The organism is Paenibacillus sp. p3-SID1389, from assembly GCF_025151705.1.
Taxonomy (GTDB): Bacteria; Bacillota; Bacilli; order Paenibacillales; family Paenibacillaceae; genus Fontibacillus; species Fontibacillus phoenicis.
The window spans coordinates 1-26163 of record NZ_JALXVO010000047.1; the positions used below are offsets into that span (position 1 = coordinate 1).

The 26163-nt window shown below is 51.0% G+C and carries 21 protein-coding genes; 9 read left to right on the forward strand and 12 right to left on the reverse strand.

Going from position 1 to position 26163, the window contains the following annotated elements:
* Positions 1-226: 226 nt before the first annotated feature.
* Positions 227-1312 carry an HD-GYP domain-containing protein gene (locus tag M3G15_RS16890; RefSeq protein ID WP_009223328.1) on the reverse strand — a complete coding sequence of 362 codons (1086 nt, stop codon included), beginning with the start codon at positions 1310-1312 and terminating at the stop codon, positions 227-229.
* Between the two features lie 327 nt (positions 1313-1639).
* The gene (gyrA, locus tag M3G15_RS16895; RefSeq protein ID WP_009223329.1) at positions 1640-4162 is read right to left on the reverse strand and encodes a DNA gyrase subunit A; all 2523 of its coding nucleotides are present in this window, start codon (positions 4160-4162) and stop codon (positions 1640-1642) included.
* 345 nt (positions 4163-4507) lie between these two features.
* Here gyrA and M3G15_RS16900 point away from each other — a divergent pair, with 345 nt between their 5' ends.
* A complete protein-coding gene (locus tag M3G15_RS16900; protein ID WP_036644060.1) occupies positions 4508-5299 on the forward strand; it encodes a YheC/YheD family protein in 792 nt (263 codons plus the stop codon).
* Positions 5300-5377: 78 nt separating this feature from the next.
* Here M3G15_RS16900 and gyrB read toward each other — a convergent pair whose 3' ends face one another.
* From gyrB to gnd, 10 genes are all read right to left on the reverse strand, one after another.
* The gene (gene gyrB / locus M3G15_RS16905) at positions 5378-7282 is read right to left on the reverse strand and encodes a DNA topoisomerase (ATP-hydrolyzing) subunit B (RefSeq protein WP_036644062.1); all 1905 of its coding nucleotides are present in this window, start codon (positions 7280-7282) and stop codon (positions 5378-5380) included.
* Between the two features lie 41 nt (positions 7283-7323).
* Positions 7324-7572 (reverse strand): extracellular matrix regulator RemB, encoded by a 249-nt coding sequence (gene remB / locus M3G15_RS16910; protein WP_009223332.1) that lies wholly within the window; start codon positions 7570-7572, stop codon positions 7324-7326.
* A 16-nt stretch (positions 7573-7588) separates the two neighbouring features.
* A complete protein-coding gene (gene recF, locus M3G15_RS16915) occupies positions 7589-8701 on the reverse strand; it encodes a DNA replication/repair protein RecF (RefSeq protein WP_016314595.1) in 1113 nt (370 codons plus the stop codon).
* 58 nt (positions 8702-8759) lie between these two features.
* Positions 8760-8984: a S4 domain-containing protein YaaA gene (yaaA, locus tag M3G15_RS16920; RefSeq protein WP_028540079.1), complete on the reverse strand. Its 225-nt coding sequence runs from the start codon at positions 8982-8984 to the stop codon at positions 8760-8762.
* A 72-nt stretch (positions 8985-9056) separates the two neighbouring features.
* Positions 9057-10199 (reverse strand): DNA polymerase III subunit beta, encoded by a 1143-nt coding sequence (gene dnaN / locus M3G15_RS16925; RefSeq protein WP_009223335.1) that lies wholly within the window; start codon positions 10197-10199, stop codon positions 9057-9059.
* Between the two features lie 371 nt (positions 10200-10570).
* Positions 10571-11917, reverse strand: coding sequence for a chromosomal replication initiator protein DnaA (dnaA, locus tag M3G15_RS16930; RefSeq protein ID WP_260071553.1), 1347 nt, complete (start codon positions 11915-11917; stop codon positions 10571-10573).
* A 518-nt stretch (positions 11918-12435) separates the two neighbouring features.
* A complete protein-coding gene (gene gntK, locus M3G15_RS16935) occupies positions 12436-13986 on the reverse strand; it encodes a gluconokinase (protein ID WP_260071555.1) in 1551 nt (516 codons plus the stop codon).
* 55 nt (positions 13987-14041) lie between these two features.
* On the reverse strand, positions 14042-15403 hold the full coding sequence (locus tag M3G15_RS16940) for a GntP family permease (protein ID WP_009223338.1): 1362 nt from the start codon (positions 15401-15403) through the stop codon (positions 14042-14044).
* Between the two features lie 166 nt (positions 15404-15569).
* Positions 15570-16241, reverse strand: a complete 672-nt coding sequence (locus M3G15_RS16945; RefSeq protein WP_009223339.1) for a GntR family transcriptional regulator — start codon at positions 16239-16241, stop codon at positions 15570-15572.
* A 128-nt stretch (positions 16242-16369) separates the two neighbouring features.
* Entirely contained in the window at positions 16370-17269 is a 900-nt protein-coding gene (gnd, locus tag M3G15_RS16950; protein WP_260071556.1) for a phosphogluconate dehydrogenase (NAD(+)-dependent, decarboxylating), read from the reverse strand.
* Between the two features lie 379 nt (positions 17270-17648).
* Between gnd and rpmH the strand changes: the two genes are divergently transcribed.
* The 8 genes from rpmH to noc all read left to right on the forward strand — a co-directional run bounded on the left by rpmH (position 17649) and on the right by noc (position 25950).
* Positions 17649-17783 carry a 50S ribosomal protein L34 gene (gene rpmH, locus M3G15_RS16955; RefSeq protein WP_009223341.1) on the forward strand — a complete coding sequence of 45 codons (135 nt, stop codon included), beginning with the start codon at positions 17649-17651 and terminating at the stop codon, positions 17781-17783.
* Positions 17784-17952: 169 nt separating this feature from the next.
* On the forward strand, positions 17953-18303 hold the full coding sequence (gene rnpA / locus M3G15_RS16960) for a ribonuclease P protein component (protein ID WP_009223342.1): 351 nt from the start codon (positions 17953-17955) through the stop codon (positions 18301-18303).
* A gap of 75 nt (positions 18304-18378) precedes the next feature.
* The gene (locus M3G15_RS16965; RefSeq protein ID WP_036644066.1) at positions 18379-19278 is read left to right on the forward strand and encodes a YidC/Oxa1 family membrane protein insertase; all 900 of its coding nucleotides are present in this window, start codon (positions 18379-18381) and stop codon (positions 19276-19278) included.
* A complete protein-coding gene (jag, locus tag M3G15_RS16970; protein WP_260071557.1) occupies positions 19275-20006 on the forward strand; it encodes an RNA-binding cell elongation regulator Jag/EloR in 732 nt (243 codons plus the stop codon). The genes M3G15_RS16965 and jag overlap by 4 nt, the downstream gene beginning before the upstream one ends.
* A 725-nt stretch (positions 20007-20731) precedes the next feature.
* Complete coding sequence (gene mnmE, locus M3G15_RS16975) at positions 20732-22111, forward strand: tRNA uridine-5-carboxymethylaminomethyl(34) synthesis GTPase MnmE (protein WP_009223345.1); 1380 nt, start codon at positions 20732-20734, stop codon at positions 22109-22111.
* Positions 22112-22198: 87 nt separating this feature from the next.
* Positions 22199-24085 carry a tRNA uridine-5-carboxymethylaminomethyl(34) synthesis enzyme MnmG gene (gene mnmG, locus M3G15_RS16980; RefSeq protein ID WP_260071558.1) on the forward strand — a complete coding sequence of 629 codons (1887 nt, stop codon included), beginning with the start codon at positions 22199-22201 and terminating at the stop codon, positions 24083-24085.
* A gap of 3 nt (positions 24086-24088) precedes the next feature.
* Positions 24089-24811 (forward strand): 16S rRNA (guanine(527)-N(7))-methyltransferase RsmG, encoded by a 723-nt coding sequence (gene rsmG / locus M3G15_RS16985; protein ID WP_260071559.1) that lies wholly within the window; start codon positions 24089-24091, stop codon positions 24809-24811.
* A gap of 314 nt (positions 24812-25125) precedes the next feature.
* Positions 25126-25950, forward strand: a complete 825-nt coding sequence (gene noc, locus M3G15_RS16990; protein ID WP_016314583.1) for a nucleoid occlusion protein — start codon at positions 25126-25128, stop codon at positions 25948-25950.
* The last annotated feature ends 213 nt before the right edge of the window (positions 25951-26163 follow it).

A 26163-nucleotide genomic window follows, 5' to 3' on the forward strand; every position in this document is an offset into this window, starting at 1 on the left:
AGAAAAAACTGACGAGAATTAAATCTCGGTTTATTACTCACTCGTTGTTCAGTTTTCAAAGATCAACTTCGTTGTCGTCTTATCGGCGACAACTCTTATAATATATCACCCTTTTGCGAAACTTGCAAGACTTTTTTTTAACCAATGAATTCCATTCTTACTTACCGTCTCACAAATCTCAGCGGGTAAGTAATAATATACCCCAAAACGATCCCAAAAATCAACCCTAGGAAAGAACTTCCTCAATATGCAGATGTCTCTCTACAACCAAGTTGACGATTCGGCCTTGAACCGATACCATTGGGCGCGTCGGATGATTCCGGTCGGAGAATACAATCTCCCCTTCACTCCCATTGCTTAAGCGTACCCGCGTACCGTGATGGAATTGGGTTACCTTATCCACGAAGGTTTGAACAACGCCGGGATCCAGCTTACCAAATGCCTCAGACCGGATTTCCTCCAGCACTAAATAAGGCGATTTCGCTTTACGGTATCGACGATGTAACGTCATGGCATGGAAAATATCCGCCACGCTAACGATTTTCGCGTAGATATGAATTTTATCGCCGGTCAACCGGAACGGATAACCCGTACCATCCATCTTCTCATGATGTTGCAGCGCCGTCAGCCGGACGCCTTCATTAATCGCGGCAGTTTTGCGCAGCTGCTGATAGCCATAGGTCGTGTGCATCCGCATTTCCTCAGCTTCATCCGCAGTCAACTGCGTTGGCTTATACAGGATCAACGGATCGATTTTCGTATTTCCGATATCGTGCAGCAATCCGGCAAATGCCACCTGCATCCAGTCTTTCTGGGGCAACCCATGCCATTGCGCCAGCAAATAGGACGTGATAGAGCAGAGAATGGCGTTATGGTACATATAATCGTATTCGTTCATATTGCGCGGCATAAACGTCAGCACATTGTAATGCTTCAACTGGCGGACGAGCACCTCCAATTGATTGCGGAGCTCGTAAATCGGCAGCTCTGCAGCCAACACGGATTGAAACGCGCTTTTCGTTAAATGCAGCATCCGGTCGTATTCAAGGTGCAACGAAGTTAATGGACTAATCGCCGCCCCCGCTGCTCCTGCCGAAGCTAACTTGGTAGATTCATGAACCTCTGTCGCCTTTCGCTCAGGAACCACAAAGTCTTCCACTTCAATCTGACGGATCATAAAGGCGCGCAGGATATCCAAATCTCTCGGAAGCAAAACCTTGCCCTTCTGCAGCAAAAGACCGCCCAATGGACTATATACGTGATTCATCAACTTAACTCCCGGTTTGACATCCTCGATTGAGATACTAACCATCCTTTATTCTCTCCTTAGGGTAAGACTAGGATTCCAAGTCACTACAAACCCAATATTTTCTAGGTATAAAGAACTATTGAGCACTAATCTTATTATAGTACGCTGGTAAAATAGCAAGCAATCTTTCTTTTTCGTAGGAAAAGAACGCCACAAGAGCCTCCGAAACTAGACAGCCAAAAACGTGCTTAACTCCAAAAAAAAAACGAGCCTTAGACTCGATTTCTAAGGCTCGCTTGCTCCCGAGGTTGGGCCGTCATTTACGACTTCCCACCCTAGTTAGATTTTCAAACACGCGACTATTGCTGCGGTCTCGAAACAGGGGAATCATTATTCTTCGTTAGGATCTTGCCCAGGTTCCGAACCATGGCCTTCAACCGCTTGCCCTTGGTCCTGGGAGGACTCAGCTTCTCCCTCTTGGTCTTCTTCCTCACTCTTGTCCGTGCGGCAAACCGTCGCCACGGTATCGTCTTCGCGGATGTTGATCAGCTTCACGCCTTGCGTGTTCCGGCCCATGGTGGAGATACCCTCCATGCTCGTTCGGATCAGCGTACCGCTCGCGGTAATGATCATCAGGTCCTCTTCATCCTTAACGACCTTGAGTCCGACAACCGTACCGTTCTTCTCCGTGACATTGATCGTTTTGATCCCCTTACCGCCGCGGCTTTGCGTGCGATATTCGGAGATCGGCGTCCGCTTGCCGTAACCATTCGCGGTTACGATCAAGACATCCTGCCCCGGAACCACAACGTCCATGCCGATGACAGAGTCGCCTTCATCCAGCGTGATCCCTTTAACACCGGTAGCTGCCCGGCCCATAGAGCGTACATCGCTTTCTGGGAACCGGATCGACATGCCTTGTGCTGTACCCATGATCACTTCTTCATTGCCATCGGTCAGCTTCACGTCGATTAACGTATCGTCTTCGCGCAGGTTGACGGCAATCAATCCGCCCTTGCGGATGTTGATATAGTCTTCGATTGGCGTCTTCTTGACGATCCCTTGCTTCGTAGCAAAGAACAAATACTTGTTATCGTCAAAACGCTCGACCTCGATAACCGCATTGACCGTCTCGCCCTGCTCAATCTGAATCAGGTTAATAATTGGCGTCCCCCGAGCCGTACGTCCCAGCTCTGGAATCTCGTACGCTTTGAGGCGATACGCCTTGCCGCGATCGGTAAAGAACATCAGATAATGATGGGAGTTCGTCACGAACAGATGCTCCACGAAATCATTATCCTTGGTGTCCATCCCGACAACGCCGCGCCCGCCGCGCTTCTGGCTGCGGTACGTTGTCACCGGCAACCGCTTGATGTAGCCGGTATGCGTAATCGTGATGACCACTTCCTCTTGAGGAATCAAATCCTCGTCGAGGATGCTTTCTTCACCGATCGTAATTTCCGTACGGCGTTCATCCGCGTATCTCTCACGGATTTCCTGCAGCTCTTCACCGATAATTTTCAGCACGAGCTGTTCATTGGCCAGAATCTCACGATATTCAGCGATCTTCTGGAGCAATTCGTTATATTCGTCTTCGATCTTCTCGCGCTCCAATCCGGTCAACCGGCGGAGTCTCATATCGAGAATCGCTTGTGCTTGTTCAAGGCTCAGACCAAAACGGGTAATCAAGCCTTCACGGGCTTCTTCATCCGAATTTGATCCCCGGATCAAAGCGATAACTTCATCAATGTGATCCAAGGCGATCCGCAAACCTTCCAGGATATGCGCCCGGGCTTCGGCTTTCTTCAAATCAAATTCGGTGCGCCGGCGAACAACTTCAACCTGATGCTGTAGATAATGACTCAAGACATCTTTCAGCGTCAGAATCTTCGGTTCATTGTTTACGATCGCCAGCATATTAATGCCAAAAGTGCTTTGCAGCGCCGTATGCTTATACAGGTTATTCAGCACGACGTTCGGATTGACGTCCCGCCGAAGCTCGATAACCACGCGCATGCCGGTGCGATCCGACTCGTCGCGCAAGTCGGTAATCCCGTCAATTTTCTTCTCACGTACCAGTTCGGCGATTTTTTCAACCAGACGGGCCTTGTTGACCTGATAAGGAAGCTCCTCCACGACAATCCGTGCTTTGTTGTTGTGCTCCTCAATCGTGGTCTTCGCCCGCATCGTAATCGAGCCGCGTCCCGTCGTATACGCCTGGCGGATCCCCGAACGGCCCAAGATATAAGCAGCCGTAGGAAAATCCGGGCCTTTGATATAATCCATCAATTCCAGCGAACTGATCTCCGGATTCTTGATTAACGCCTGAACCCCGTCAATGACTTCCCCTAAGTTATGCGGAGGGATATTCGTCGCCATCCCAACTGCGATCCCCGACACCCCATTGACCAGCAGGTTCGGAAAGCGGGAAGGCAGCACGACCGGTTCCTGCTCCTCGCCGTCGTAGTTCGGCATGAAATCAATTGTTTCTTTGTTGATGTCACGCAGCATTTCCATGGCGATTTTGGATAAACGCGCTTCCGTATACCGCATCGCCGCGGCCATATCCCCGTCGACGGAACCAAAGTTGCCATGGCCTTCGACAAGCATATATCTCATCGAGAAATCCTGCGCCATCCGCACCATCGTCTCGTAAACGGCGGAATCACCGTGAGGATGATATTTACCGATGACTTCACCGACGATTCTCGCTGACTTCTTAAATGGTTTGTCCGGATGCATTCCTAAATCCGACATCGCATAGAGAATGCGACGATGCACCGGCTTCAAACCATCCCGCACATCCGGCAACGCACGGCTGACAATAATGCTCATGGCATAGTCCATAAAGGACTCGCGCATTTCCACATTAATGTCCCGATCTATGATTTGAGAGAATTTTTCTTCCGCCATGCTGGACCTCCTTCATAATCTATCCACGTGCCTTCGTATGGGAAAAAGCCCGAAAAACCGCCACTTTCATTATATTACTTTCACAAATCAAGCTCAATTAAACGTGACCGGCCTTGTAACACGATCCATATAGACAGCAAAAAATTAGGGATGTGTCCACTCCCATCGAATCGAACGTTCATACACTACGGATATAGGCATTTTCTTTGAATCGCTGAAAAAGCTTATAAAATCCCCATATCTTATAATTATACCATTGTTTTTCTCTTCTGTCCTATGTTTTTCGCATATCGCATAGATGACAACGGGCCGGTTCCGGTCCGAAAGAAAGGAAGGATAAACGATTTGACGATCCAACGTATTGCAAGCAAGTGGGAGAAAACGAAAGTGATCTACCAGAAGGAATCCCTTCGTCCCTACATTCCGGATACGCGAAAATATTCCTTTGAGCATCTTCGGGATATGCTGGAGGAATACGGCTATGTCTTCGTCAAACCGGATCACGGCACCTATGGCATTGGCGTGATGAGCATTGAGAAATGGACGGATGACCTTAGCCCAGGCAGCCCGCTTCAGTATAAGCTCAGGTACGGAATTGAATACGAGCTGTACCCGACGATAGAGGAGCTTCACGACGCACTTGTCGCCAAGATGGGGTCTGAACCTTATCTGATCCAAAAAGGCATCCGTCTGCTCACCTACCGCCGCCGCAGGTTCGATATCCGCGCCCTCGTCCAGCAAACCCCGCGTAAGTCCTGGGAGACGACTGGATTTATCGGACGGATTGCTGCACAGCAGAAGGTCATCACCAACTATCATGGCGGCGGCAGCGTCATGCTCATTGAGGACCTGCTTAGCTCCTATATGACCCCCAAAGAGTTTGCCGAGAAGTACAAGGAAATGAAATCCATCGGCGTCCAGGCAGCCATCCAACTGGCTCGGAAATTTCCGCAGCTCAAGGAAATCGGGTTGGACATCGCCATCGACGAACAGTACCAAATCTGGATTTTGGAAATCAATACGAAGCCAGCTCTCTTCCCCTTCAAAATACTTCATCCCAAAGAGGTTTACCAAAAGATCCGGCGCTACGCTATCGCTTACGGCCGATTGAAGGCCAAATCCGCCAAAGCGAAATAGGAAAAAGGCTGTTCCCATCCTTCCGGATGCAAGTCCGGATCGTATAGAACAGCCTTATCTATTGGCTCCCGATATCGCTTAGATATCGAGATTCTTAACGTATTTCGCATGCTCGTGAATGAATTCGCGCCGCGGTTCGACGTTATCACCCATCAGTGTATCAAAGATCGCATCCGCCTGGATGGCGTCAGAGATCGAGACTTGCTGCATCACACGGCTCTCCGGATCCATTGTGGTTTCCCAGAGCTGTTCGGCGTTCATCTCGCCTAGACCTTTGTACCGCTGCACGTTCACTTTAGCGCCCTCGCCAAATTCAGCGATGATTTGATCGCGTTCTTTCTCGGAGTTGGCGTAACGAACGACTTTGTTGCGTTCGATTTTGAACAGTGGCGGCTGCGCGATGTAAACATAGCCTGCTTCAATGATTTTGCGCATGTAGCGGAAGAAGAAGGTTAAGAGCAATGTACGGATATGCGCCCCGTCGACGTCAGCATCCGTCATGATGATAATTTTATGGTACCGCGCCTTCGAAATATCAAAATCTTCACCAATTCCGGTGCCAAGTGCCGTGATGATCGCCCGAATCTCCGCATTGCCGAGGATGCGGTCAAGCCGTGCTTTCTCGACGTTCAGGATCTTCCCACGCAGCGGCAAGATCGCCTGGAAGTGACGATCCCGTCCTTGCTTTGCCGACCCGCCCGCCGAGTCCCCTTCGACGATATACAGTTCGCTGATCGAGGCGTCCTTCGAAGAGCAGTCAGCCAGCTTGCCTGGCAGGGCGCTGACTTCCAGTGCGCTCTTGCGCCGCGTCAGTTCGCGCGCTTTCCGAGCAGCTTCCCGCGCCCGCGAAGCTTGAAGCGATTTCTCCAGAATGCGCCGGGACACGGACGGATTCTCGTCCATGAACTCCTGCAGCTTCTCGGCAAAGAGCGATTCCACGATACCGCGGACTTCACTGTTGCCCAGTTTGGTTTTCGTTTGACCCTCAAACTGAGGCTCCGGAATTTTGACGGAAATAATCGCTGTTAACCCTTCGCGCACATCATCCCCGGTCAGGTTCGAATCGTTCTCCTTAATCATGCCGGTCTTGCGGGCATAATCGTTAATGATCCGCGTCAATGCACTCTTGAAGCCAGACTCATGCGTCCCGCCCTCGTGAGTATGAATGTTGTTTGCGAAAGAATAAATATTTTCCGTATAGCCATCGTTATACTGCAGCGAGATTTCCACCTGGATCATATCCCGCTGACCTTCAACGTAAATCGGCTCCTCATGAAGCACTTCGCGGTTCTGATTCAGAAAGCGGACATACTCCATAATGCCGCCTTCGTAGTGGAACGACTCGCTTTGACCTGTCCGTTCGTCCGTCAGCGAAATGTTAATCCCTTTGTTCAAGAAAGCGAGTTCGCGAATCCGCGTCAACAGCGTATTATAATCAAAGACTGTGGTCTCTGTAAAAATTTCAGGATCCGGATAAAAAGTCGTTTTGGTCCCCGTTTCAGTCGTGTCACCGATCACCCGTACGTCGTATTGAGGTGTGCCGCGGTGATACTCCTGCTGATAGATATGACCGTCGCGCTTGACCTCGACGATCACCTTCGTCGACAGGGCATTAACGACGGAGACACCTACACCATGCAAGCCCCCGGATACTTTATATCCGCCGCCGCCGAATTTCCCCCCGGCATGAAGCACAGTCATGACGACTTCCAGCGTCGACTTCTGCAGCTTCTCATTCATCCCAACCGGAATCCCCCGGCCGTTATCCTCAACCGTTACGCTGTTATCAGGATGAACCGTGACATCAATTTTATTCGCATAGCCGGCCAGCGCTTCGTCGATACTATTGTCTACGACTTCCCATACCAGGTGATGCAGGCCGCGTACGCTGGTCGACCCAATGTACATCCCCGGGCGTTTGCGCACCGCTTCCAAGCCTTCAAGCACCTGAATATTACTCTCGTCATATGTTTGTTCGTTCATTGACAATGCCTTCACCTACTTCTCTAGAATCAAATTCAAGGCTAAACCGTCAAAATCACGTTCGCTTTCTTCTTCAGCGTAGCGGAGGAGATCGGCGAGTAATAGATCTCGTTTTGGGTCACGACGATAGACTTCGCTTCCTCCTCGCCGATGCGCACCACGTTCTTGGTCTCCAGCGCATGGCTGAGGAATTGCTTGGATATTTTTGAAGACTTCTCGATCGTGATATCGAAAATTGCAATCAATTCCGAAGAGAGGATCACCTTTTCTCCGCCCAAATGTATATACATCCGTTTCCCTCCGTCCTTAACCTTGGACTTGTCCTTCCTGAACATGAAAAATGCTGGCGTCCTGTAATCGGCTTGCATTGATGCTCTCAATCCCTGTAGCCGTGATGAACGTCTGCACTTTACTCTGAAACGTTTCGATCAATTGGGTTTGGCGGTACGGATCCAACTCCGACAACACGTCATCCAGCAAGAGAATCGGGTATTCGCCGATTTCCTCATGAATGAGTTCAATTTCCGCCAGTTTTAACGATAATGCCGTCGTCCGCTGCTGGCCTTGGGACCCGTAGACTTGCGCTTCATTGCCGTTGATGATAAACGACAGATCATCGCGATGTGGTCCACACAGCGTCATGCCGCGGCGAATCTCCTGATCCTTCATTTGTGATAACTTTATCATAAATTGCTGCAATAGGACAGCTTCATCTTCTTCTTCGGCTGTGCCAAAAGAGGGGAGATAAGCCAATTTCAAGGTTTCACCGCCTCCGGTAATTCCCTCGTGAATCTGCTCTGCCCACTTTTGCAGTTTACTTATAAATTGTTTCCTTTTTTTAATAATTTTAACACCGTGTTGGACCAGCTGTTCGTTCCAAATCTCCAGCATGGTCGTGATTTCGGGACCGGCGCCCCAAGCCTGTTTAAGCAGATTATTGCGCTGAATCAGCACCTTCTGATATTGCTGCAAATGATACAGATAGCTCGGCTGTACCTGCCCGATCTCCATGTCAAGAAACCGGCGCCGTACCCCAGGAGTTCCCTTGACAATTTCCAAATCCTCGGGAGCAAACATCACGACATTCATCGCCCCGATAAAATCACTCAGCTTCCTCTGTTCCAGGCCATTGAGCTTCGCCTTCTTGCCTTGCGGCGATAAACGAAGCTCAAGTTGGACTGGGCCGTACTTCTTCTCCACCTCCGCGGACACCAGCGCATGGTCGCTGCCAAACGCGATCAGCTCCTTGTCTTTGCCGGTCCGGTGCGACTTTGTCAGCGCAAGGACGAACAACGCCTCTAGCAGGTTCGTTTTCCCTTGGGCATTCCGTCCGATGATCAGGTTCACGGCGCCGAAGGCGTCCAGCGTAAGGGTACCGTAATTCCGGTAGTTTTGCAGCGATAAACGATTTACAAACACGTTCTAAGCCCCCTCATTCTCCGCCAGTCCCCGGCCGTTTGGCCACAGGCAGGCCACTTCAGGGAGCCTGTTCTCCCGCCACCTGAAAAGAGCCGCAACCTTCCACCTCAACGCTATCGCCCGGATACAGCTTCCGGCCCCGCCGCTCTTCCGGTTCGCCATTCACCTTCACGGCACCTTCCTGGAGGATCGCCTTGGCCATTCCTCCGGTTGGCACGCAATCCGCCAGCTTCAGGAAAGAATCTAATTTAATATATTCGCTCGAGATGGGAATTATTTTCATGAGGAATCGGTTTCCTTTCTGTTGGTATCGCCAAAATGCTTCCGCTAGAAACATGCTTTGGACGCCAATGATCTAGTTCGTTGTCCGGTATGGCAGAATCAGATAAAGGCTCTGGCTGTCGTCCACCGGCTTAATGATGATAGGGCTCATCGCGCCTGTAAACCCGATGTGCAGCTGCTCGCTTTCCACGACCTTCAGAACGTCCAGCATATATTTCGAGTTAAAGGAAATGCGCAGCGGATCCCCCGAAAAATGAGCCACATCCAACTGCTCCGTAACCTTACCCAACTCCGAGGAGCTAGAGGAAATTTCGATCGTTCCGTCTTCCATCGTTTGCAGGCGGACGATATTCGTCTTCTCCTCACGAGACAGCAAATAAGCGCGGTCGATCGAATCGCTTAATTTCTTCGTATCCAAGATCAGTTCTGTTTTATACGTGGTTGGAATAATCTTGGAAGTATCCGGATAAGTTCCGTCGAGAATGCGAGTGTAGAACAATACGCGATCAATTTTGAATAACACCTGGTTGTCAGCAACGACGATTTCAACGCGCGTATTTTGATCCGGGATGATTTTGCTCAGCTCGTTGAGCGTTTTACCGGCAATAACAATGTTGCTGAATCGTACGCCCTCTGCATCATCCAGACCGGCAATCCGGCTGGCCAGGCGGTGGCGGTCCGTTGCTACGAATTTGAACTGGTTATCTGCCAGGTTCCAGAGTACCCCGGTTAAGATCGGCGAAGTTTCGTTTGTTGAAATGGAAAATACCGTTTGCCGAATCATGTTCTTCAACAAATCGCCGGGAATCGAAATGACCTGATTTTCTTCGATGCTCGGCAATACAGGGAATTCCTCTGGATCCAGACCTACCATTTGGATATCGGTTGATCCGGAACGGATGAAGGTTTGGAATCCGTCCTGCACCTCCATTTCGATTTCGGAGGAAGGCAGCTTCTTGATGATCTCGACAAAGAACTTCGCAGGCAACACAACGCTCCCCGGACGCTCAACTTGTACGATTTGCTTCTCCTGATCCTCCGCCGGAATAAAGGCCTGAATCGAAATGTCCGTATCGCTGGCCGTCAGAGTCATCCCTTGAAAGTTCACATCCAGCTTGATCCCGGTCAAAATCGGAATCGTGGTCCGGCTCGAAATCGCCTTGGATACGTGTTGGATCGATTCATTGAGATCATGCTTCAAAATACGGATTTTCATAAATTCAACTCCTAAAAGTGGTTATGAAGCCTAAAGCTTCTATGGGCATACTTCACATGAAACATTGAAAAAAAATCAACACTGCCTCGAAAGGGAACCGTCATAATCTTCACCTCCGAAGCATAACCTTGAGGTATGTACGGTGTTGAGGCGGTTCATGCATCCATCCTTATGATCTTCTTCGTTGAACTGGACAAGCGCAGCGGTTGTGAATTCTGCAGTGAGCGGCTTGTCCGCTACTTATGAAGATGTTTATATCTTTATAGATTAGAAGAAGTAGTAGGGGCACTGAATATGTGGATAACAACTGAAAAAATATGAAATGAAGCCTATCCACATGTGCATATCATGTGCATAGGCTTATCCCTTATTCAGGTAGCATTTTTTATTTTTTCGGTTATGTTGTTGATGATTTTATAGAGCTCCTGATCGGTTTTGAGCTGCTGGGTGATTTTCTCATGCGCATGGATGACGGTGGTATGGTCTCTTCCGCCAAACGCATCGCCGATCTTCGGCAGCGAGAAATCGGTGAGCTCCCGGGCCAAATACATGGCGATTTGCCGCGGAAACGCGATCGCTTTGGTTCTTTTGCGCGCCTTGAAGTCGTCCAGCTTCAAATTGTAATACTCGCCAACCTTCTGTTGAATGTCCTGGATCGTGATCATCTTCGGACGACTGGATGGGATAATGTCCTTGAGCGCTTCAGCGGCCAAATGAGTCGTAATGTCCTGATTGATCAAGGAAGAGTAGGCGACGACACGGATGAGTGCTCCTTCCAGCTCGCGGATGTTCGTATCGATCTGATTGGCGATGTACATCATCGCTTCGTTAGGGATATCGAGGTTCTCCGCTTTAGCTTTCTTCCGCAAAATAGCGATCCGAGTCTCTAGATCCGGCGGCTGTATATCGGTGATCAGTCCCCATTCAAATCGGGAGCGAAGCCGTTCTTCCAGCGTCGGAATTTCCTTCGGCGGACGGTCACTGGAAATAATGATTTGCTTGCGTTCTTCATGCAGCGCGTTAAACGTATGGAAGAACTCCTCCTGGGTTGATTCCTTGCCGGCCAGAAATTGAATGTCGTCGATCAGCAAAATGTCGATATTGCGGTATTTGTTACGGAAGCTTTCCGCGCGGTTGTCCCGGATGGAATTGATGAATTCGTTCGTGAATTTCTCGGAGGAAATGTACACGACTTTACTGCTGGGGCTGTGCTCCAAAATGTAATGGCCAATCGCATGCATCAGATGCGTCTTGCCAAGTCCCACGCCGCCGTAAAGGAACAGAGGATTGTACGCCCGCGCCGGTGCCTCGGCGACCGCCAGCGACGCGGCATGAGCAAACCGGTTGCCGGAGCCAATAACGAAGGTGTCGAACGTATACTTCGGGTTAAGCATATGGGAAACGCTTTCCTCGCTTGCGACGGGAGCGGGGGGTTCCTTGTAAACCTGAGCTTGCTCGGGGGGAGCCGACTCTTCGATCACGAACGAGACGTCCACCTGCTTGCCGATCACCTCAAAAACCGTCGTCGCCACCAGTTTGGTGTAGCGGCTTTCGAGCCATTCTACAGCGAACGTGGTCGGAGCGGAGATCACAATCGACTGATCGGTTAAGGAGACTACCTTCGTCGCCTTAAACCAGGTGTCAAAGCTCGGTTTGCTTAATTTCGTATTAATAATAGATAAAATATGTTGCCATATTTCCGAAGTATGGCTGTCCACAGACTGTCACTCCTTTTAAATCTTCCAATTGTGGCTTAAGCCATGCAGAAAGAAGTCGAAATAAACATAAATAAAGGGGAATTTTATCCCCAATGTTCAGTAAAGTATCATCATTATAAAATAAATTATCTTCGAATTGTTCACAATGTTATCCACAACCTGTTAATAAATCAGCGGATAAACAGAGATATTCACAACGAAAACAATATAATCATAGCAAAAGAAGGCTTGTTTTTCAATGAGCTCTCGGCTTTTATCCACAAATTCAATAACTTGTGCATAATTCTCATTCACACCACTACATATTGTTTATAAATTGTTTAAAATTCGACAGACAGCTGCAAAATCTCATAAAAAATATTCACAACTTATTCTGATCTCTCATCAATCTTCGAGTTTCGGCTGTGAATAATTCAACCGTCCGGGATAGAGAGCAAGCTTTGCTTATTATATAGAAAATAAAAATCCGACCGCCCCATAGGACGGTCGGATTCGTTTTATATGGATGTAAGAGCGTCTTACTGCTCAGATTGTTGTTGTTGCTGGAACTTGGCAATCGCCTCGTAATCTTCCTCCAGCTTCCGCGAGATGCGGATGTAGATCGGCAGCAGCTGCTTATAAATCGCCGCATGCTCCGGAATGGGCGAGTGTTCGTGGGTGCCGCCAACCATTTCCTTGACGACTTCGAAGGAATCAATCTCTCCCAAAGCATACAGACCAAGTACCACGGCCCCTAAGCAGGAGCTCTCAAAGCTCTCCGGAATGACGACTTGTTGGTCGAAGATATCAGCCATCATTTGCCGCCATAATGGGGAGCGGGCGAAGCCGCCCGTGGCCTGAATTTTCTGCGGGCGCCCGATCTGTTCCTCCATCGCCAGGAGCACCGTGTACAGGTTGTAAATGACACCTTCCAGCACGGCACGAATCATGTGCTCCTTCTGATGATGCAGCGTCAGCCCGAAGAAGGAGCCGCGCGCGTGGGGATTCCAGAGGGGCGCTCGTTCACCGGCCAGGTAGGGGTGGAAGAGCAGGCCGTCCGCGCCGGGAGCGACGCGCTCGCCAATTTTGGTCAGCACGTCGTACGGGCTGATCCCCAGCCGTTTCGCCGTTTCGACCTCGGAAGCGGCGAATTCGTCCCGCACCCAGCGGAAGATGACACCGCCGTTGTTGACCGGCCCCCCGATCACCCAGTGCTTATCCGTCAGCGCGTAGCAGAAGATCCGGCCTTTGGGATCGGTTCTCGGCCGGTCGACCACGGTGCGGATTGCACCGCTGGTGCCGATCGTGACGGCGACAACGCCGGGGTCGATGGCATCGACCCCGAGATTGGACAAGACGCCGTCACTGGCGCCAATGACGAAGCGGGTGGAGGGAGCGAGTCCCATGGCACTGGCGTAGTCTGGCGCCAGGCCTTGCAGGACGTGCGTCGTCGGCACGAGCTTGGACAGATGCTCCGGCGTAATGCCGGCGATCCGCAGCGCTTCTTCATCCCAATCTAAGCGTTCGAGGTTCAGAAGTCCGGTGGCCGACGCAATCGAATAATCGACGACGTACTCCCCAAACAGCTTAAGGAAGACAAATTCCTTAATCGAGACGAATTTGCGGGCTTGTGCAAAAATGTCAGCCTTCTCATGGCGCAGCCAGAGCAGCTTGGTCAGCGGAGACATCGGATGAACTGGCGTGCCGGTGCGCAGGTAAATCTCGTGTCCGCCCAGCTCCTTCTTCAGCTTCTCCGACCAATCCGCACTGCGGTTGTCCGCCCAGGTGAGACAGCGCATCAGCGGTTTGCCCTCGCCATCCAGCGGGATGACGCTGTGCATTGCGGAGCTGAAGGAGACGAAGCCGATTTGATCCGGAGCGATGCCGCCTGTTTTCATCACTTTTCCCACCGCGGCGATCACTGCAGCAAAAATCTCTTCCGGATCCTGCTCCGCCACGGCAGCGGAAGGGGTATACAGCGGATACTCCTCATTGGCCGTAGCGATGACTTGGCCGTTGCGTTCATACAATACCGCCTTCGTGCTGGTTGTTCCGATATCGAGGCCGATCATATGTGTTACGGTACCCATAACCTACCTTCTCTCTACTTCAAAATTTCGTATTTCCATTGTAATGAGGTTTACCTTAGAAAATAAAGCTCAACACGAGGATCAACAACAATCCCACGACGGACAGAAGCGTTTCCATCACGGTCCACGACTTTAAGGTTTGCGGCACCGACATATTAAAGAATTCCTTCACCATCCAGAAGCCGGCATCGTTAACGTGGGAAAGCACAATCGACCCGGCGCCGGTGGCAAGCACGGCCAATTCGACGTTGGCCCCAGGGGTCATGGCCAATACAGGAGCTACGATGCCGGCTGCCGTCGTCATCGCGACCGTTGCCGAACCGGTAGCTACACGGATCAAGGCCGCCACGAACCAAGAGAAGAGAATCAGGTTCACGTTCGCGCCGGTGGCGATTTCCGCGATGGCTTCGCCGACGCCGCTGTTGATCAGCACTTGCTTAAACGCACCGCCGGCACCGATAATCAACACGATCCCGGCGATCGGCGCCAGGCATTCGCTTGTGAATTTGGAGATATCCTGCTTGCTGAATCCGCGGCTGTAGCCCAGCGAGAAGAAGGAGAACACGACGGCGATCAGCAGCGCCATAATCTCGTGTCCGATAAACTCACAGAACAGCGTGATCGGACGAGTGGCTTCAGGATCGAGGATATCGGCAATGGAACCAATCAGCATGAGAATGACCGGCAGCAAAATCGTAAACAGCGTGATACCGAATCCCGGCAGCTTGCGATTCCCTTTGACGGCAAATTGCTCCGCCAGCTCGGCCGGAGGTTCCAGCACAATCCGCTTACCGATATATTTACCGAACAGAGGACCGGCTACGACCGCTACCGGCAAGCCGATCAGGATCGAATACAACAGAGTCTTGCCCAGATTTGCTCCATACGCGTCAATAGCGATCATCGGCGCCGGGTGCGGCGGGACGAGTCCGTGTACAGTGGACAAACCAGCTAAAATCGGGATACCGATTTGGAGCAGGGACATTTTTGTTTTCTTGGCAACTGTAAAAACAATCGGAATAAGCAGAATGACGCCAACTTCAAAAAATACCGGGATACCGACGATAAAACCAACGAGCATCATCGCCCAATGCACCCGCTTCTCGCCAAACCGATTCACCAGCGTTGTGGCAATGCGCTCCGCGCCGCCGGATTCGGCCATCATTTTCCCCAGCATCGTACCGAGACCAATGACGATCGCGATCGTGCCCAGCGTTCCGCCGAGACCGCTTGTGATGGAGCTGACGACGTCCAGCGGTTTCATTCCAGCCAGAAGTCCAAGCAGCAGCGCGGAGATCAGCAGCGTGACGAAGGGGTTCCATTTATATTTGGAGATCAACACGATTAAAAATACGATGGTGAGCAGCGTCCAAAAAAGAAGCGTTGCATTATGGCTCATACCAAACAGGGTATCCAAAGTGATTCCTCCTCTTTAGGGTCATCTTGATGTGTTCAGTTCAGCGCTTTCATAAATGATCATGCTGGAAATTGTTCTTATTATGATCAAAACCAACAGAATTTGATTATTGTATACTTGTCGACAATAAATCCGGTGCAAAGGGCCGATAGGCCGCTTCTGTTAGTTATTGAGGAAGGCTCGTATGCAGCGTGCGGTGGGAGTCGGCGAAGTACTCTTCCACGTTCCGCGCGATAATCCCGGGGTCACGCGATTCCAAGCCTTGCAGCAGCTTGCGATGCTTGCCGATAACATAGTTAATTTTGTCATCGCTTTGCGACAACACCTCTCGCGTCGTAATCAGCATCACCGTCATAACAATATGGCGGATGCTGGTCCATAGATGCATGATGCGCGTATGGTTAGCTCCAGCGATAATTGTCTCGTGAAAACAGAGATCCTGGTAGGCAAATTCCGCGATATCCCGGTGTTTGCCGGCCAGTTCCATTTTATCGATGATTTGTGCGAGCGGGGCGAGCAGCGCTTCCGGATTCTCCGCCACCCGCTGCGAGGCGAAGCTTTCGATCAAATAACGAACATCGTACAATTCGTCGACGTCCTTCAGGCAAAGGCCATTCACCACCACCCCCATGCGTTGGAGGCTGATCAGCCCTTCACTAGAGAGCGTTTTCAGCGCTTCGCGAACCGGGGAACGGCTCGTGCCGAAATCCGCGGCAATGCGGTTCTCTGACAGAACGGTGCCCGGTTTGATCGTACCGTTAATGATCTGCAGGCGAAGCTCCGCTGCGATCGATTCGCCAAGCGAGCTGCCTTTTAACCAAGAAGAAGGGTATTGCATGCGATATTTCTCCTATCCAAGGGATATGATCCCGCTTAATGATCGTGAAGTTTTAAATACTTCGATCATAGCATGAAAATCGTAAAGATGGGGGAAACTCGCGCTAGGTTTCGGCAATTTTTCAGCAGTTATTTCGCTGATTCAACCGCGTGGCCGCCAAATTCGTTGCGCAGCGCTGCAACAACCTTGCCATGGAAAGTGTCCTCCTGGAGTGAACGGTATCGCATAAATAGCGACATGGCGATCACCGGCGCGTTCGCTTGCAAATCCAGCGCGGTCTCTACCGTCCATTTGCCTTCACCGGAGGAGTGCATCACGCCGCGAATGCCTTCCAGCTTCGGATCCTTGGCAAAAGCGTTCTGCGTCAGATCCATCAACCAGCTGCGGATGACCGAACCGTTCGACCATACCCGGGCGACCTGCTCGAAATCGTAGTTGTACTGGCTTTTGTCAAGCAACTCGAAACCTTCGGCGATTGCTTGCATCATGCCGTACTCGATTCCGTTATGGACCATTTTGAGGAAATGGCCGCTGCCGGACGGACCCGTATACAGATAACCGCCAGATACGGCGATATCCTGGAAGATGGGCTCAACCAGACGGAAGGCTTCTTCCTCGCCGCCAATCATAAAGCAGCCGCCTTGCTGCGCACCTTCCACACCGCCGGAAGTTCCGACATCCAGGAAGCGAATCCCATGCTCCGCCAGTTGCTGAGCGAGTTCCAGCGAATTTTTGTAATGGGAATTTCCTCCGTCGATAAGGACGTCGCCCGCTTCCAGCAACGGGGTTAGCTGATCGACAACCGATCGCAGCGGGGGACCGGCCGGAACCATGACCCAAACGACCCGCGGTGCTTCCAATGATTTGACGAGCTCCTTCAGGCTGGCGGCGGGAACCGCGCCTTTCTCCGCTGCGTTTGTTACGGATTGGGAATTCATATCGTAGGCGACCACGTCATGTCCATGCTCCAGCAGATTTAGAACGAGATGGAAGCCCATTTTTCCAAGCCCAACCATGCCTAATTTCATCTATAAAACACCTCGCTATCATTATTGTATACTTGTATACAACTTACAATTTGACTATACTCCGATTCGATTCGGCTGTAAACTACAAAAATGAAAGCGCTTTGGTGAAAAGATGTCCGATCAAGTTGAAACTACTTTTCCACATGTGCATAACTTCTATACGAAGTGATTCTCGGGCAAGCCTGTGGAAAACTGGGGACGTTGAGGTCCCAAAACGGAAGCTGTGGATTGTGTATAACGGAAAAGGAGAATGGAGGAAGGGGGAAGTTCGGTTGACTTTTCCCAGGCGGTATGGTTAAATGTATGAAGGCATTTTCTGTGGATATGAAAATGGGTAACATAAAGATAATGATGATATTCCTGTAAGGGGGTGCGATAGATGAAACCAACTTTCAAACCGAATGTGAGCAAACGTAAAAAGGTTCACGGTTTCCGTAAAAGAATGAGCACGAAAAACGGCCGCAAGGTTCTCGCTGCTCGTCGTCTCAAAGGCAGAAAAGTACTGAGTGCGTAAAGCGTGCGTAAGGACCACCTCGGTGGTCTTTTTTTTTATATTTCGATCTTTGTGCGATCGTTGCGGCGATGTTTGGTCTATACTATTTGTTAGAAAATCAGGTGATCGTAGAGCCGCAGCTGATTTTTTAACCACCTCTTAGTAGAAGTTTGAATCAAGGAGATAGCTCGTGCATAAACAACTTCGTTTGAGAAACCGCGCCGATTTTAACCGGATCTACCGGTTTGGCAAATCCTTTGCGAATCGCCAACTGGTGGTGTACTGGTCGAATAAACCGGAGATTGAACGTTTTCGGCTGGGGGTTTCGGCCAGTAAAAAAATCGGAAATGCCGTCGTTCGCAACCGGATGCGGCGGATGTTGAAGGAGATCGTCCGGCTGCATGAAGCGGAGATTCGCGACCATGTCGACCTGATCTTGATCGTGCGGAACGGGGCCGTCGGAATGGAATATAAGGACCTCGAAAAAAGCGTGCTCCATGTGCTGCGGAAAGCTTCGCTGCTGCGGGATTCCGGGCGTTAGGCAGGCTTGTTTCTTTGTCTCTTCAAATATGTTATGATTTACGGTGAATGGATAGGTTAAGAGAGGGGTTTTGAAGTGTCGCGATTGATGACTAACCGAAGAATATGGCTTCTTCTCCTTCTGGCGGCCGTGATGGTTGCGGTTCTCGCAGGCTGTGCGCCTCAGAATGCACATCAGGCAACCACGACGGCTGATATGAGGACAAACGGATCATGGTGGACCTCCAATGTGGTTTACTATTTCTCGCTCGCGTTGGATACGTTTGCAGAATGGTTTAACGGGGCTTATGGCATCGCGATTTTGATTATGGTGCTGATCGTGAGGACTTTGATTCTCCCGCTCACATTGAAGCAGGTAAAGAGCTCCAAGGCGATGCAGGCCATTCAGCCGCAGCTCCAGAAAATCCGGGAGCAATATAAGGATAATCCAGAGAAGCAGCAGCAGGAGACGATGAAGCTCTTTCAGGAACACAAGGTGAATCCGATGGCGGGTTGTTTCCCGCTGCTCATTCAAATGCCGGTGTTCATTGCGCTGTATAACTCGATTTATTACAACTCGGCGATCCGGGAGCATTCCTTCTTGTGGCTGCAGCTCGGGGAGCCTGACAAATTGTTCATCCTGCCAGCGATCGCTGCCATTACGACATTCATTCAAACGAAGATGATGTCGAGCATGAACCCGCAAGGGATGCAAGGCCCGATGGCGTTTATGATGTGGGTCTATCCGATTTTGATTTTTGTGATGGCGTACAATTTCGCCGCTGCGTTGCCGTTGTACTGGATCTTCAGTAACCTGTATACGATCGCGCAAAACTACTTTATCTACCGCAAGAAAGATCCAGCTTTGTCCGCAGCTGCCGCTACGGCAGGCGGAGGCAGCGGTTCTTCTTCCAGTTCAGGGAAGAAGCGGGGCGGCTCCAATCTAAAAGCCGGTCATCCCGGTAGAGGTGCCAAGGAGGCCAAAAAATCGAAATGAATAAAATTGTGACGTCGGGAAAAACCATTGAAGATGCTGTTAAACAAGGATTGGCCAAGCTCGGCACCACCGAGGATAAAGTCGCCGTGAACGTGTTAGAGCAGCCGTCAAAAGGATTCCTGGGGCTGATTGGGGTGAGGGAAGCGAAGGTTGAGCTGACTTTGCTTGAACCACCTACACCTGCACCTGCATCAGTACCTTCCTCAAATAGGACCCCTTCGGTGCCTCACTCATCTGCTTCCGTGGTGGAGGAGAAGAGTGCGGGCGGCGAGAAGGATCCCTATGCGGAGGCGGCGTCATTCATTCGGGAGGTCGGGGAGAATATGGGCTTGGATGTCAAAGTCGAAGTCTCCCATAGCAAAGACCATACCGTGCTTAACATTTCGGGCCAGGATTTAGGTTTAATGATTGGGCGCAGAGGACAAACCCTCGACGCTCTGCAATATTTGGCGAATATCATCGCTAATCGTTATTCGGACAGCTTTATTCGTATCGTCCTCGATGCCGAGAACTTCCGGGAACGCCGGAAGAAAACGCTGGAGGACCTTGCCGTCAGATTGGCCGGACGGGTCGTTCGAACGCGTAAAGAGGTTACGCTCGAGCCGATGTCGCCGCAGGAGCGCAAAGTGATTCATTCCAAACTTCAGGATCACCCGGAGGTCAAAACTTATAGTAAAGGTGAAGAGCCCAACCGGAGGGTCGTTATTACTCTGAAGCACAGCAAATGAATGAGACGCAATGACGTTTGCTCGGCGTAAGCTGGGGGACGTCATTTTTTTATATTGGATTCGCCCCTCCCCAGGGGAGCCTCCCTTACCGGACTCAACCCTCCCCACCCCTCCCTTACCGTAAGGGAGGGCGCCCGAGGGCTTGCCGCCCTCTCCCGCAAAGGAGAAGAACGTTGGAGGTAATGAGTCGCTCCTGCTCGCTGTCCCCTTCGGGGATGCGTTCTACGTTGGTGCAAGGAACGCTTTTCCCCCCTTCAGGTACGTCTTACTTGGGGAGCACCCGGGCTACCTGGAAAACCGTGCTGCTCATGACTACTGCTTTCGGCTCACCCGTGTGGCAGAGGCTGTGTGAGTCGCTTCTCGCCCCTTCGGGGCCCGCCTCTACTTTTAGATCTCCTCCAGTTTGAGGGCGAATGCTACGAAGGGGAGCGTGAAGAGACGCAGGCGGTTTAGGAGAGACTACGAGCAAGGAGGCGCTGTCTCCTGCGGAGATGTGCTCACGTTAGAGCAGAAATATGTGGGCGGGATGCTGGATGGTGAGTGAATTGGGAGCGGAATGGGGCGTATGAAGAAACGTAGTGGTCGCCTTTGCTATTGGATTGTAGCCTTGTAGGGTGTTCTCTATTCAGAACAATCCAATGGCAACCTCGATCGTAGGATCATACGACCAGCGGAGCTATGAAATTCACGAATAGTTTTGATATTTATCATGCGAGGTGAAACCAATGCTTAGTGATACAATTGCTGCGATATCGACGGCGGTGGGCGAAAGCGGCATCGCCGTGATCCGCGTCAGCGGGCCGGAGGCGATCTCCGAAGTGGGGCGGTTGTTCCGCTCCAAGACGGCGCTGCCGGAGGCGGAAAGCCATACGGTACACTATGGCTTTATCGTGGACCCGGCGACGGGCGAGAAGCTGGAAGAGGTGCTCGTCAGCGTCTTTCGCGCGCCGCGCTCCTTCACCACGGAAGACGTGGTGGAGATTAGTACGCACGGCGGGATCATCTCCGTCAAACGCGTGATGGACCTGCTGCTCCAGCAGCGCGGCATTCGCCTCGCCGAGCCGGGCGAGTTCACGAAACGCGCGTTCCTGAACGGGCGGATCGACCTGTCGCAGGCGGAGGCGGTCATCGACCTGATCCGCTCCAAGTCGGATCGGGCGTTCTCCGTGGCGCTAAAGCAGGTCGAAGGCCAGCTGTCGCGCCAAATCAGCAAGCTGCGTCACACGTTAATTGAGACGCTGGCGCATATTGAGGTGAATATCGATTATCCGGAGCATGATGTGGAATCGATGACGATGGCATTTATCAAGGAGAAGTGCGCGGAGGTGTCGGAAGGCATCGACGCGCTGCTGAAGACGGCGAATCAGGGCAAGATTCTACGCGAGGGGATTACGACGGCGATCGTTGGCCGCCCGAATGTCGGCAAATCCTCGCTGATGAACGCCCTGGCTCGCGAAAATAAAGCGATCGTCACCGACATCCCGGGCACAACCCGGGACGTGATCGAAGAATATGTGACGATCAATAATATCCCGCTGAAGCTGCTCGACACGGCGGGGATCCGCGAGACGATGGACGTCGTCGAGCAGATCGGCGTGGAGCGCTCCAAAGCGGCAGTGAGCGAAGCGGACCTGATTCTGCTCGTCCTCAACAGTGCCGAAGCGCTGCATGAGGACGAGATCGCCTTAATGGAGCAACTGAAGGGGCGGTCCACGATCGTGCTTTTAAATAAGATTGATTTACCGCAGCAGTTGGATCGGGAGGTGGTCCGGCGTTATTTTCCCGAGGAATCGATCGTCGAATTGTCGGTCAAAACGGAGGAAGGGCTGGATCATCTGGAGGACGCCATTGCCCGGATGTTCTTTGGCGGGGAGCTGGAGTCCAACGATCTGACGTATGTCAGCAACGTGCGGCATATCGCTTTGCTGAAGAAGGCCAAGCAGTCGCTGGCGGACGCTTATGAAGCGGCGGACAGCGGCATCCCGATCGATATTTTGCAGATCGATGTTCGGCTGGCTTGGGAGCAATTAGGTGAAGTGATTGGGGATTCGGCGCCGGATGCGTTGATTGATCAGATTTTTTCGCAATTTTGTTTGGGGAAATAAGGAGGCTTTCGTATCAGCAGCGCCTGTTCATGGTATGATGATACGGATAGCGTTTGAATGGTGTAAGGTAAAGGAGGTTGACGATAGATGGGTTACGCTGCCGGAAATTATGAGGTGATCGTGGTTGGCGCAGGGCACGCGGGCTGTGAGGCGGCATTGGCTGCAGCGCGGATGGGCTGTCGTACGCTGATGGTCACGATTAATTTGGATATGGTTGCTTTCATGCCGTGCAATCCTTCGATTGGAGGTCCGGCAAAAGGCCATGTCGTCCGTGAGATTGATGCACTGGGCGGCGAAATGGGCCGTAACATCGACAAGACGTTCATCCAAATGCGGATGTTGAATACCGGGAAAGGTCCGGCCGTTCATGCGCTGCGCGCGCAGGCGGATAAATTCTTGTACCAGCACGCGATGAAGGAAACGCTGGAGAAGGAGCCGAATCTGACGATGCTCCAAGGGATGGTGGAGGAGCTGATCGTAGAGGACGGCCAGTGCGTGGGCGTCATTACGAAGACCGGGGCAGAATATCGGGCGAAAGCGGTGGTGCTGACAACCGGTACGTATTTGCGCGGGAAAATCATCATGGGCGAGCTGATGTATGAAAGTGGTCCAAACAATCAGCAGCCATCGGTGCGTTTGGCGCAAAACTTGAAGGAGCTGGGCTTCGAGCTCGTTCGCTTCAAGACGGGGACGCCGCCGCGGGTCCATAAGGATTCGATTGATTTCTCGCAAACGGAGATTCAGCCGGGGGATGAGAAGCCGAAGTTTTTTTCCTATGAGACAAAGAGTTCGGACAATGAGCAGTTGCCTTGCTGGCTGACGTATACCTCCGAGGAAACCCACAAGATTATTACGGATAACCTGCATCGTGCACCGATGTTCTCGGGTGTCATCGAAGGTACGGGTCCGCGGTACTGTCCTTCCATCGAGGACAAAATCGTACGGTTCAGCGATAAGCCGAAGCATCAGATTTTCTTGGAACCGGAAGGCAAAAATACGTCCGAATATTACGTGCAAGGCTTCTCCACCAGCATGCCGGAAGAGGTACAGTTGCAGATGCTGCGTTCGGTTCCTGGCTTGCAAAATGTGCAAATGATGCGGACCGGCTATGCAATTGAATACGATGCGGTCGTGCCAACCCAGCTGTGGCCTTCGCTGGAGACGAAGCGATTGCCGGGTCTATTCACGGCGGGGCAAATCAACGGTACGTCCGGTTATGAGGAAGCGGCGGGACAAGGCATCATGGCCGGGATTAATGCCGCGCGTAAGGTGCAAGGCAAAGAGCCGATTGTGCTTGACCGCTCGCAAGGCTACATTGGTGTCTTGATCGACGACCTGGTAACCAAGGGAACTAACGAGCCGTACCGTTTGCTGACTTCACGGGCGGAATACCGGTTGCTCCTCCGTCACGATAACGCAGATTTGCGCTTGACCCCGCTTGGGTATGAAATTGGATTGATTTCGGAAGAGCGGTATGCCCGGTTTTTGGATAAGAAGCAGAAGGTCGAGCAGGAGATTGAACGGTTGAAGACGACAAAGATTCGCCCGGCTGAAATTAATCCGCTGCTGGAGTCGATTGGTTCCGCTCCGATTCAGGACGGAAGCAATTTGCTGACGATTTTGCGGCGTCCGGAAGTGACGTATGCGCATATCGCTTCGATTTCTCCATCTGAGGTTGAGCTCGATGAAGAAATGCAAGAGCAAGTTGAAATCCAAATCAAGTACGCCGGTTATATTGAGAAGCAATTGATCCACGTTGAAAGATTACAAAAAATGGAAAAGAAAAAGATCCCTGAAAATATCAACTATGACGATATTCAAGGCCTGGCCATCGAGGCGCGGCAAAAGCTGTCCAAAATCCGTCCGATCTCCATCGGGCAAGCCTCGCGGATTTCGGGGGTTACGCCTGCGGATATCTCCATCTTGTTGGTGTATTTGGAGCACTATAACCGGGTCACGGCTGCGGGAGGGTAACCATTGGATTCGATACAAGCCCAGTTTTGCTCGCTGCTACAGGAACATGGCATTGAGGTGTCGGAGGAGCAGCTCAAGCAATTTGAACGTTATTATGAAGAATTGGTCTCTTGGAACGAAAAAATGAACCTCACCGGGATCACCGAACGGGAGCAGGTCTATATCAAGCATTTTTATGATTCGATTAGCCTGGCTTTTCATGTCCCGATGGGGGAGATCGAGTCCATGGCGGATATTGGATCCGGAGCAGGTTTCCCCGGCATTCCCCTGAAAATTTGTTTTCCGTATTTACAGCTCACGATCGTGGATTCGTTAAACAAACGGATTCAGTTCTTGCAGCATGTGGTGAATGAATTAGGGTTGAACCAGGTGCGTCTGCTTCATGGACGTGCAGAGGATTTGGGACGCCAGGAAGATCTTCGTGACGCTTTCGATTTGGTTACAGCCCGGGCTGTTGCCCGAATGGCGATACTTAACGAGTTTTGTTTACCGTTTGTGAAGCCAGGTGGATTATTTGTAGCCATGAAGGGGAGTAATCCGGAGGATGAAGTGAAGGAAGCGGCCCGTAGTTTATCCGAGCTGAAAGGGAAATGGGTCAGCACACCGGCATTTTCTCTCCCGTTGGAAAACTCCGAACGCCATTTGGTGCTGATTCAAAAAACAGCCCCTACGCCCCAAAAATATCCGCGAAAAGCGGGAATTCCAGCGAAAATGCCGTTGGTTTAAACAACCATAGTAATTTCCCCCTTAGCAAAATGTTCCACGTGAAACATCGCTAAGGGGGCTTTTTGTCCGTTTGCAGGCAAATCTTACTTCTTTTCTATAACTTCTCTAAATTAGAGAATAGGATTATAGAGGAAAAAGTGGTAGAATAGATATATCGGGTTGGTTGAGGGTTGGATGGACGTTCCGAGGCCACGGTTATCTTGGTGGACAAACCCTTAACGAACGTGCATTTCGTTTAGAGCAATGTCATCCCACGGGGATGATCCGTAAGGCTTAGCCTTATGTCACTTTGAAATTAGGTGGTAATCGACGGAATGAAAGAACAATTTTCTAAATTGTTTGGGCTAACCGAACGAAATAGCGGAGATGAAGTGAGACAAATTCCGGTGGGGGAAATTGTCGGCAGTCCTTATCAGCCGCGGACGATCTTTGACGACGAGAAAATCGATGAACTCTGCCAAACGATCCGTACTCATGGCGTGATTCAACCAATTGTCGTACGGTATCGGAATGATAAGTATGAGATCATTGCCGGAGAGCGTCGCTGGCGTGCCGTCAAAAAGCTGGGTCTAGAGTCCATTCCTGCGATCTTGCGCGATTTCAATGATTCGCAAGCCGCGTCTATTGCTTTGATCGAGAACCTCCAACGGGAAGGGCTGACTTCGATTGAGGAGGCGATGGCTTACCAAAACTTGATCGATTTGCATCAATTGACGCAAGAGAGCTTGGCTCAACGTCTTGGGAAGAGCCAATCCACGATCGCCAATAAGATCAGGCTGCTTCAGCTTCCAGATGAGGTAAAGAATGCGCTGATGGAACGGAAGATTACAGAGCGTCATGCGCGTGCTTTGTTATCCTTGGACTCGGAAGAGCTGCAACTGAAGGTGTTGGGTGAAATCATCAGCAAAGAGCTGAATGTAAAACAGACAGAAGCCCGCATTGCCTTTTATAAGGAAGTAGCTAAAAACAAAAAGTCTCCTTCGAGACGAATCTCCTTTACCAAGGATGTTCGATTGGCTCTTAATACGATTCGTCAGTCGATTGATATGGTTACAGGTTCGGGTTTGCAAATTAAAACGGAAGAGAAGGATCATGAGGATCATTATGAAATTGTGATTCAGATCCCGAAACGTTCATAAACTCGCTCGCTGACCCTAACCGCGAGGTTCTGGTCAGCTTCTTTTTCGGTCTTTCTTGAATGGTTGTGAACATGCGATTGCTGAACTATCTATACACATGTGGATAATGATTATCCTTATGTACATGGGATGGATATATCGGTTCATAGCTGCTCATCTCTCGATATCGACCGGCAGGTGTATTCACCACGCATTGCTATAGGTCTTTTTGTA

Coding starts and splice junctions, on each gene's coding strand:
- M3G15_RS16890 (WP_009223328.1), bottom strand. CDS start 1,312: ATGGTTAGTATCTCAATCGAGGATGTCAAACCGGGAGTTAAGTTGATG.
- gyrA (WP_009223329.1), bottom strand. CDS start 4,162: ATGGCGGAAGAAAAATTCTCTCAAATCATAGATCGGGACATTAATGTG.
- gyrB (WP_036644062.1), bottom strand. CDS start 7,282: ATGAACGAACAAACATATGACGAGAGTAATATTCAGGTGCTTGAAGGC.
- remB (WP_009223332.1), bottom strand. CDS start 7,572: ATGTATATACATTTGGGCGGAGAAAAGGTGATCCTCTCTTCGGAATTG.
- yaaA (WP_028540079.1), bottom strand. CDS start 8,984: ATGAAAATAATTCCCATCTCGAGCGAATATATTAAATTAGATTCTTTC.
- dnaN (WP_009223335.1), bottom strand. CDS start 10,199: ATGAAAATCCGTATTTTGAAGCATGATCTCAATGAATCGATCCAACAC.
- gntK (WP_260071555.1), bottom strand. CDS start 13,986: ATGGGTACCGTAACACATATGATCGGCCTCGATATCGGAACAACCAGC.
- M3G15_RS16945 (WP_009223339.1), bottom strand. CDS start 16,241: ATGCAATACCCTTCTTCTTGGTTAAAAGGCAGCTCGCTTGGCGAATCG.
- gnd (WP_260071556.1), bottom strand. CDS start 17,269: ATGAAATTAGGCATGGTTGGGCTTGGAAAAATGGGCTTCCATCTCGTT.
- rpmH (WP_009223341.1), top strand. CDS start 17,649: ATGAAACCAACTTTCAAACCGAATGTGAGCAAACGTAAAAAGGTTCAC.
- jag (WP_260071557.1), top strand. CDS start 19,275: ATGAATAAAATTGTGACGTCGGGAAAAACCATTGAAGATGCTGTTAAA.
- mnmE (WP_009223345.1), top strand. CDS start 20,732: ATGCTTAGTGATACAATTGCTGCGATATCGACGGCGGTGGGCGAAAGC.
- mnmG (WP_260071558.1), top strand. CDS start 22,199: ATGGGTTACGCTGCCGGAAATTATGAGGTGATCGTGGTTGGCGCAGGG.
- noc (WP_016314583.1), top strand. CDS start 25,126: ATGAAAGAACAATTTTCTAAATTGTTTGGGCTAACCGAACGAAATAGC.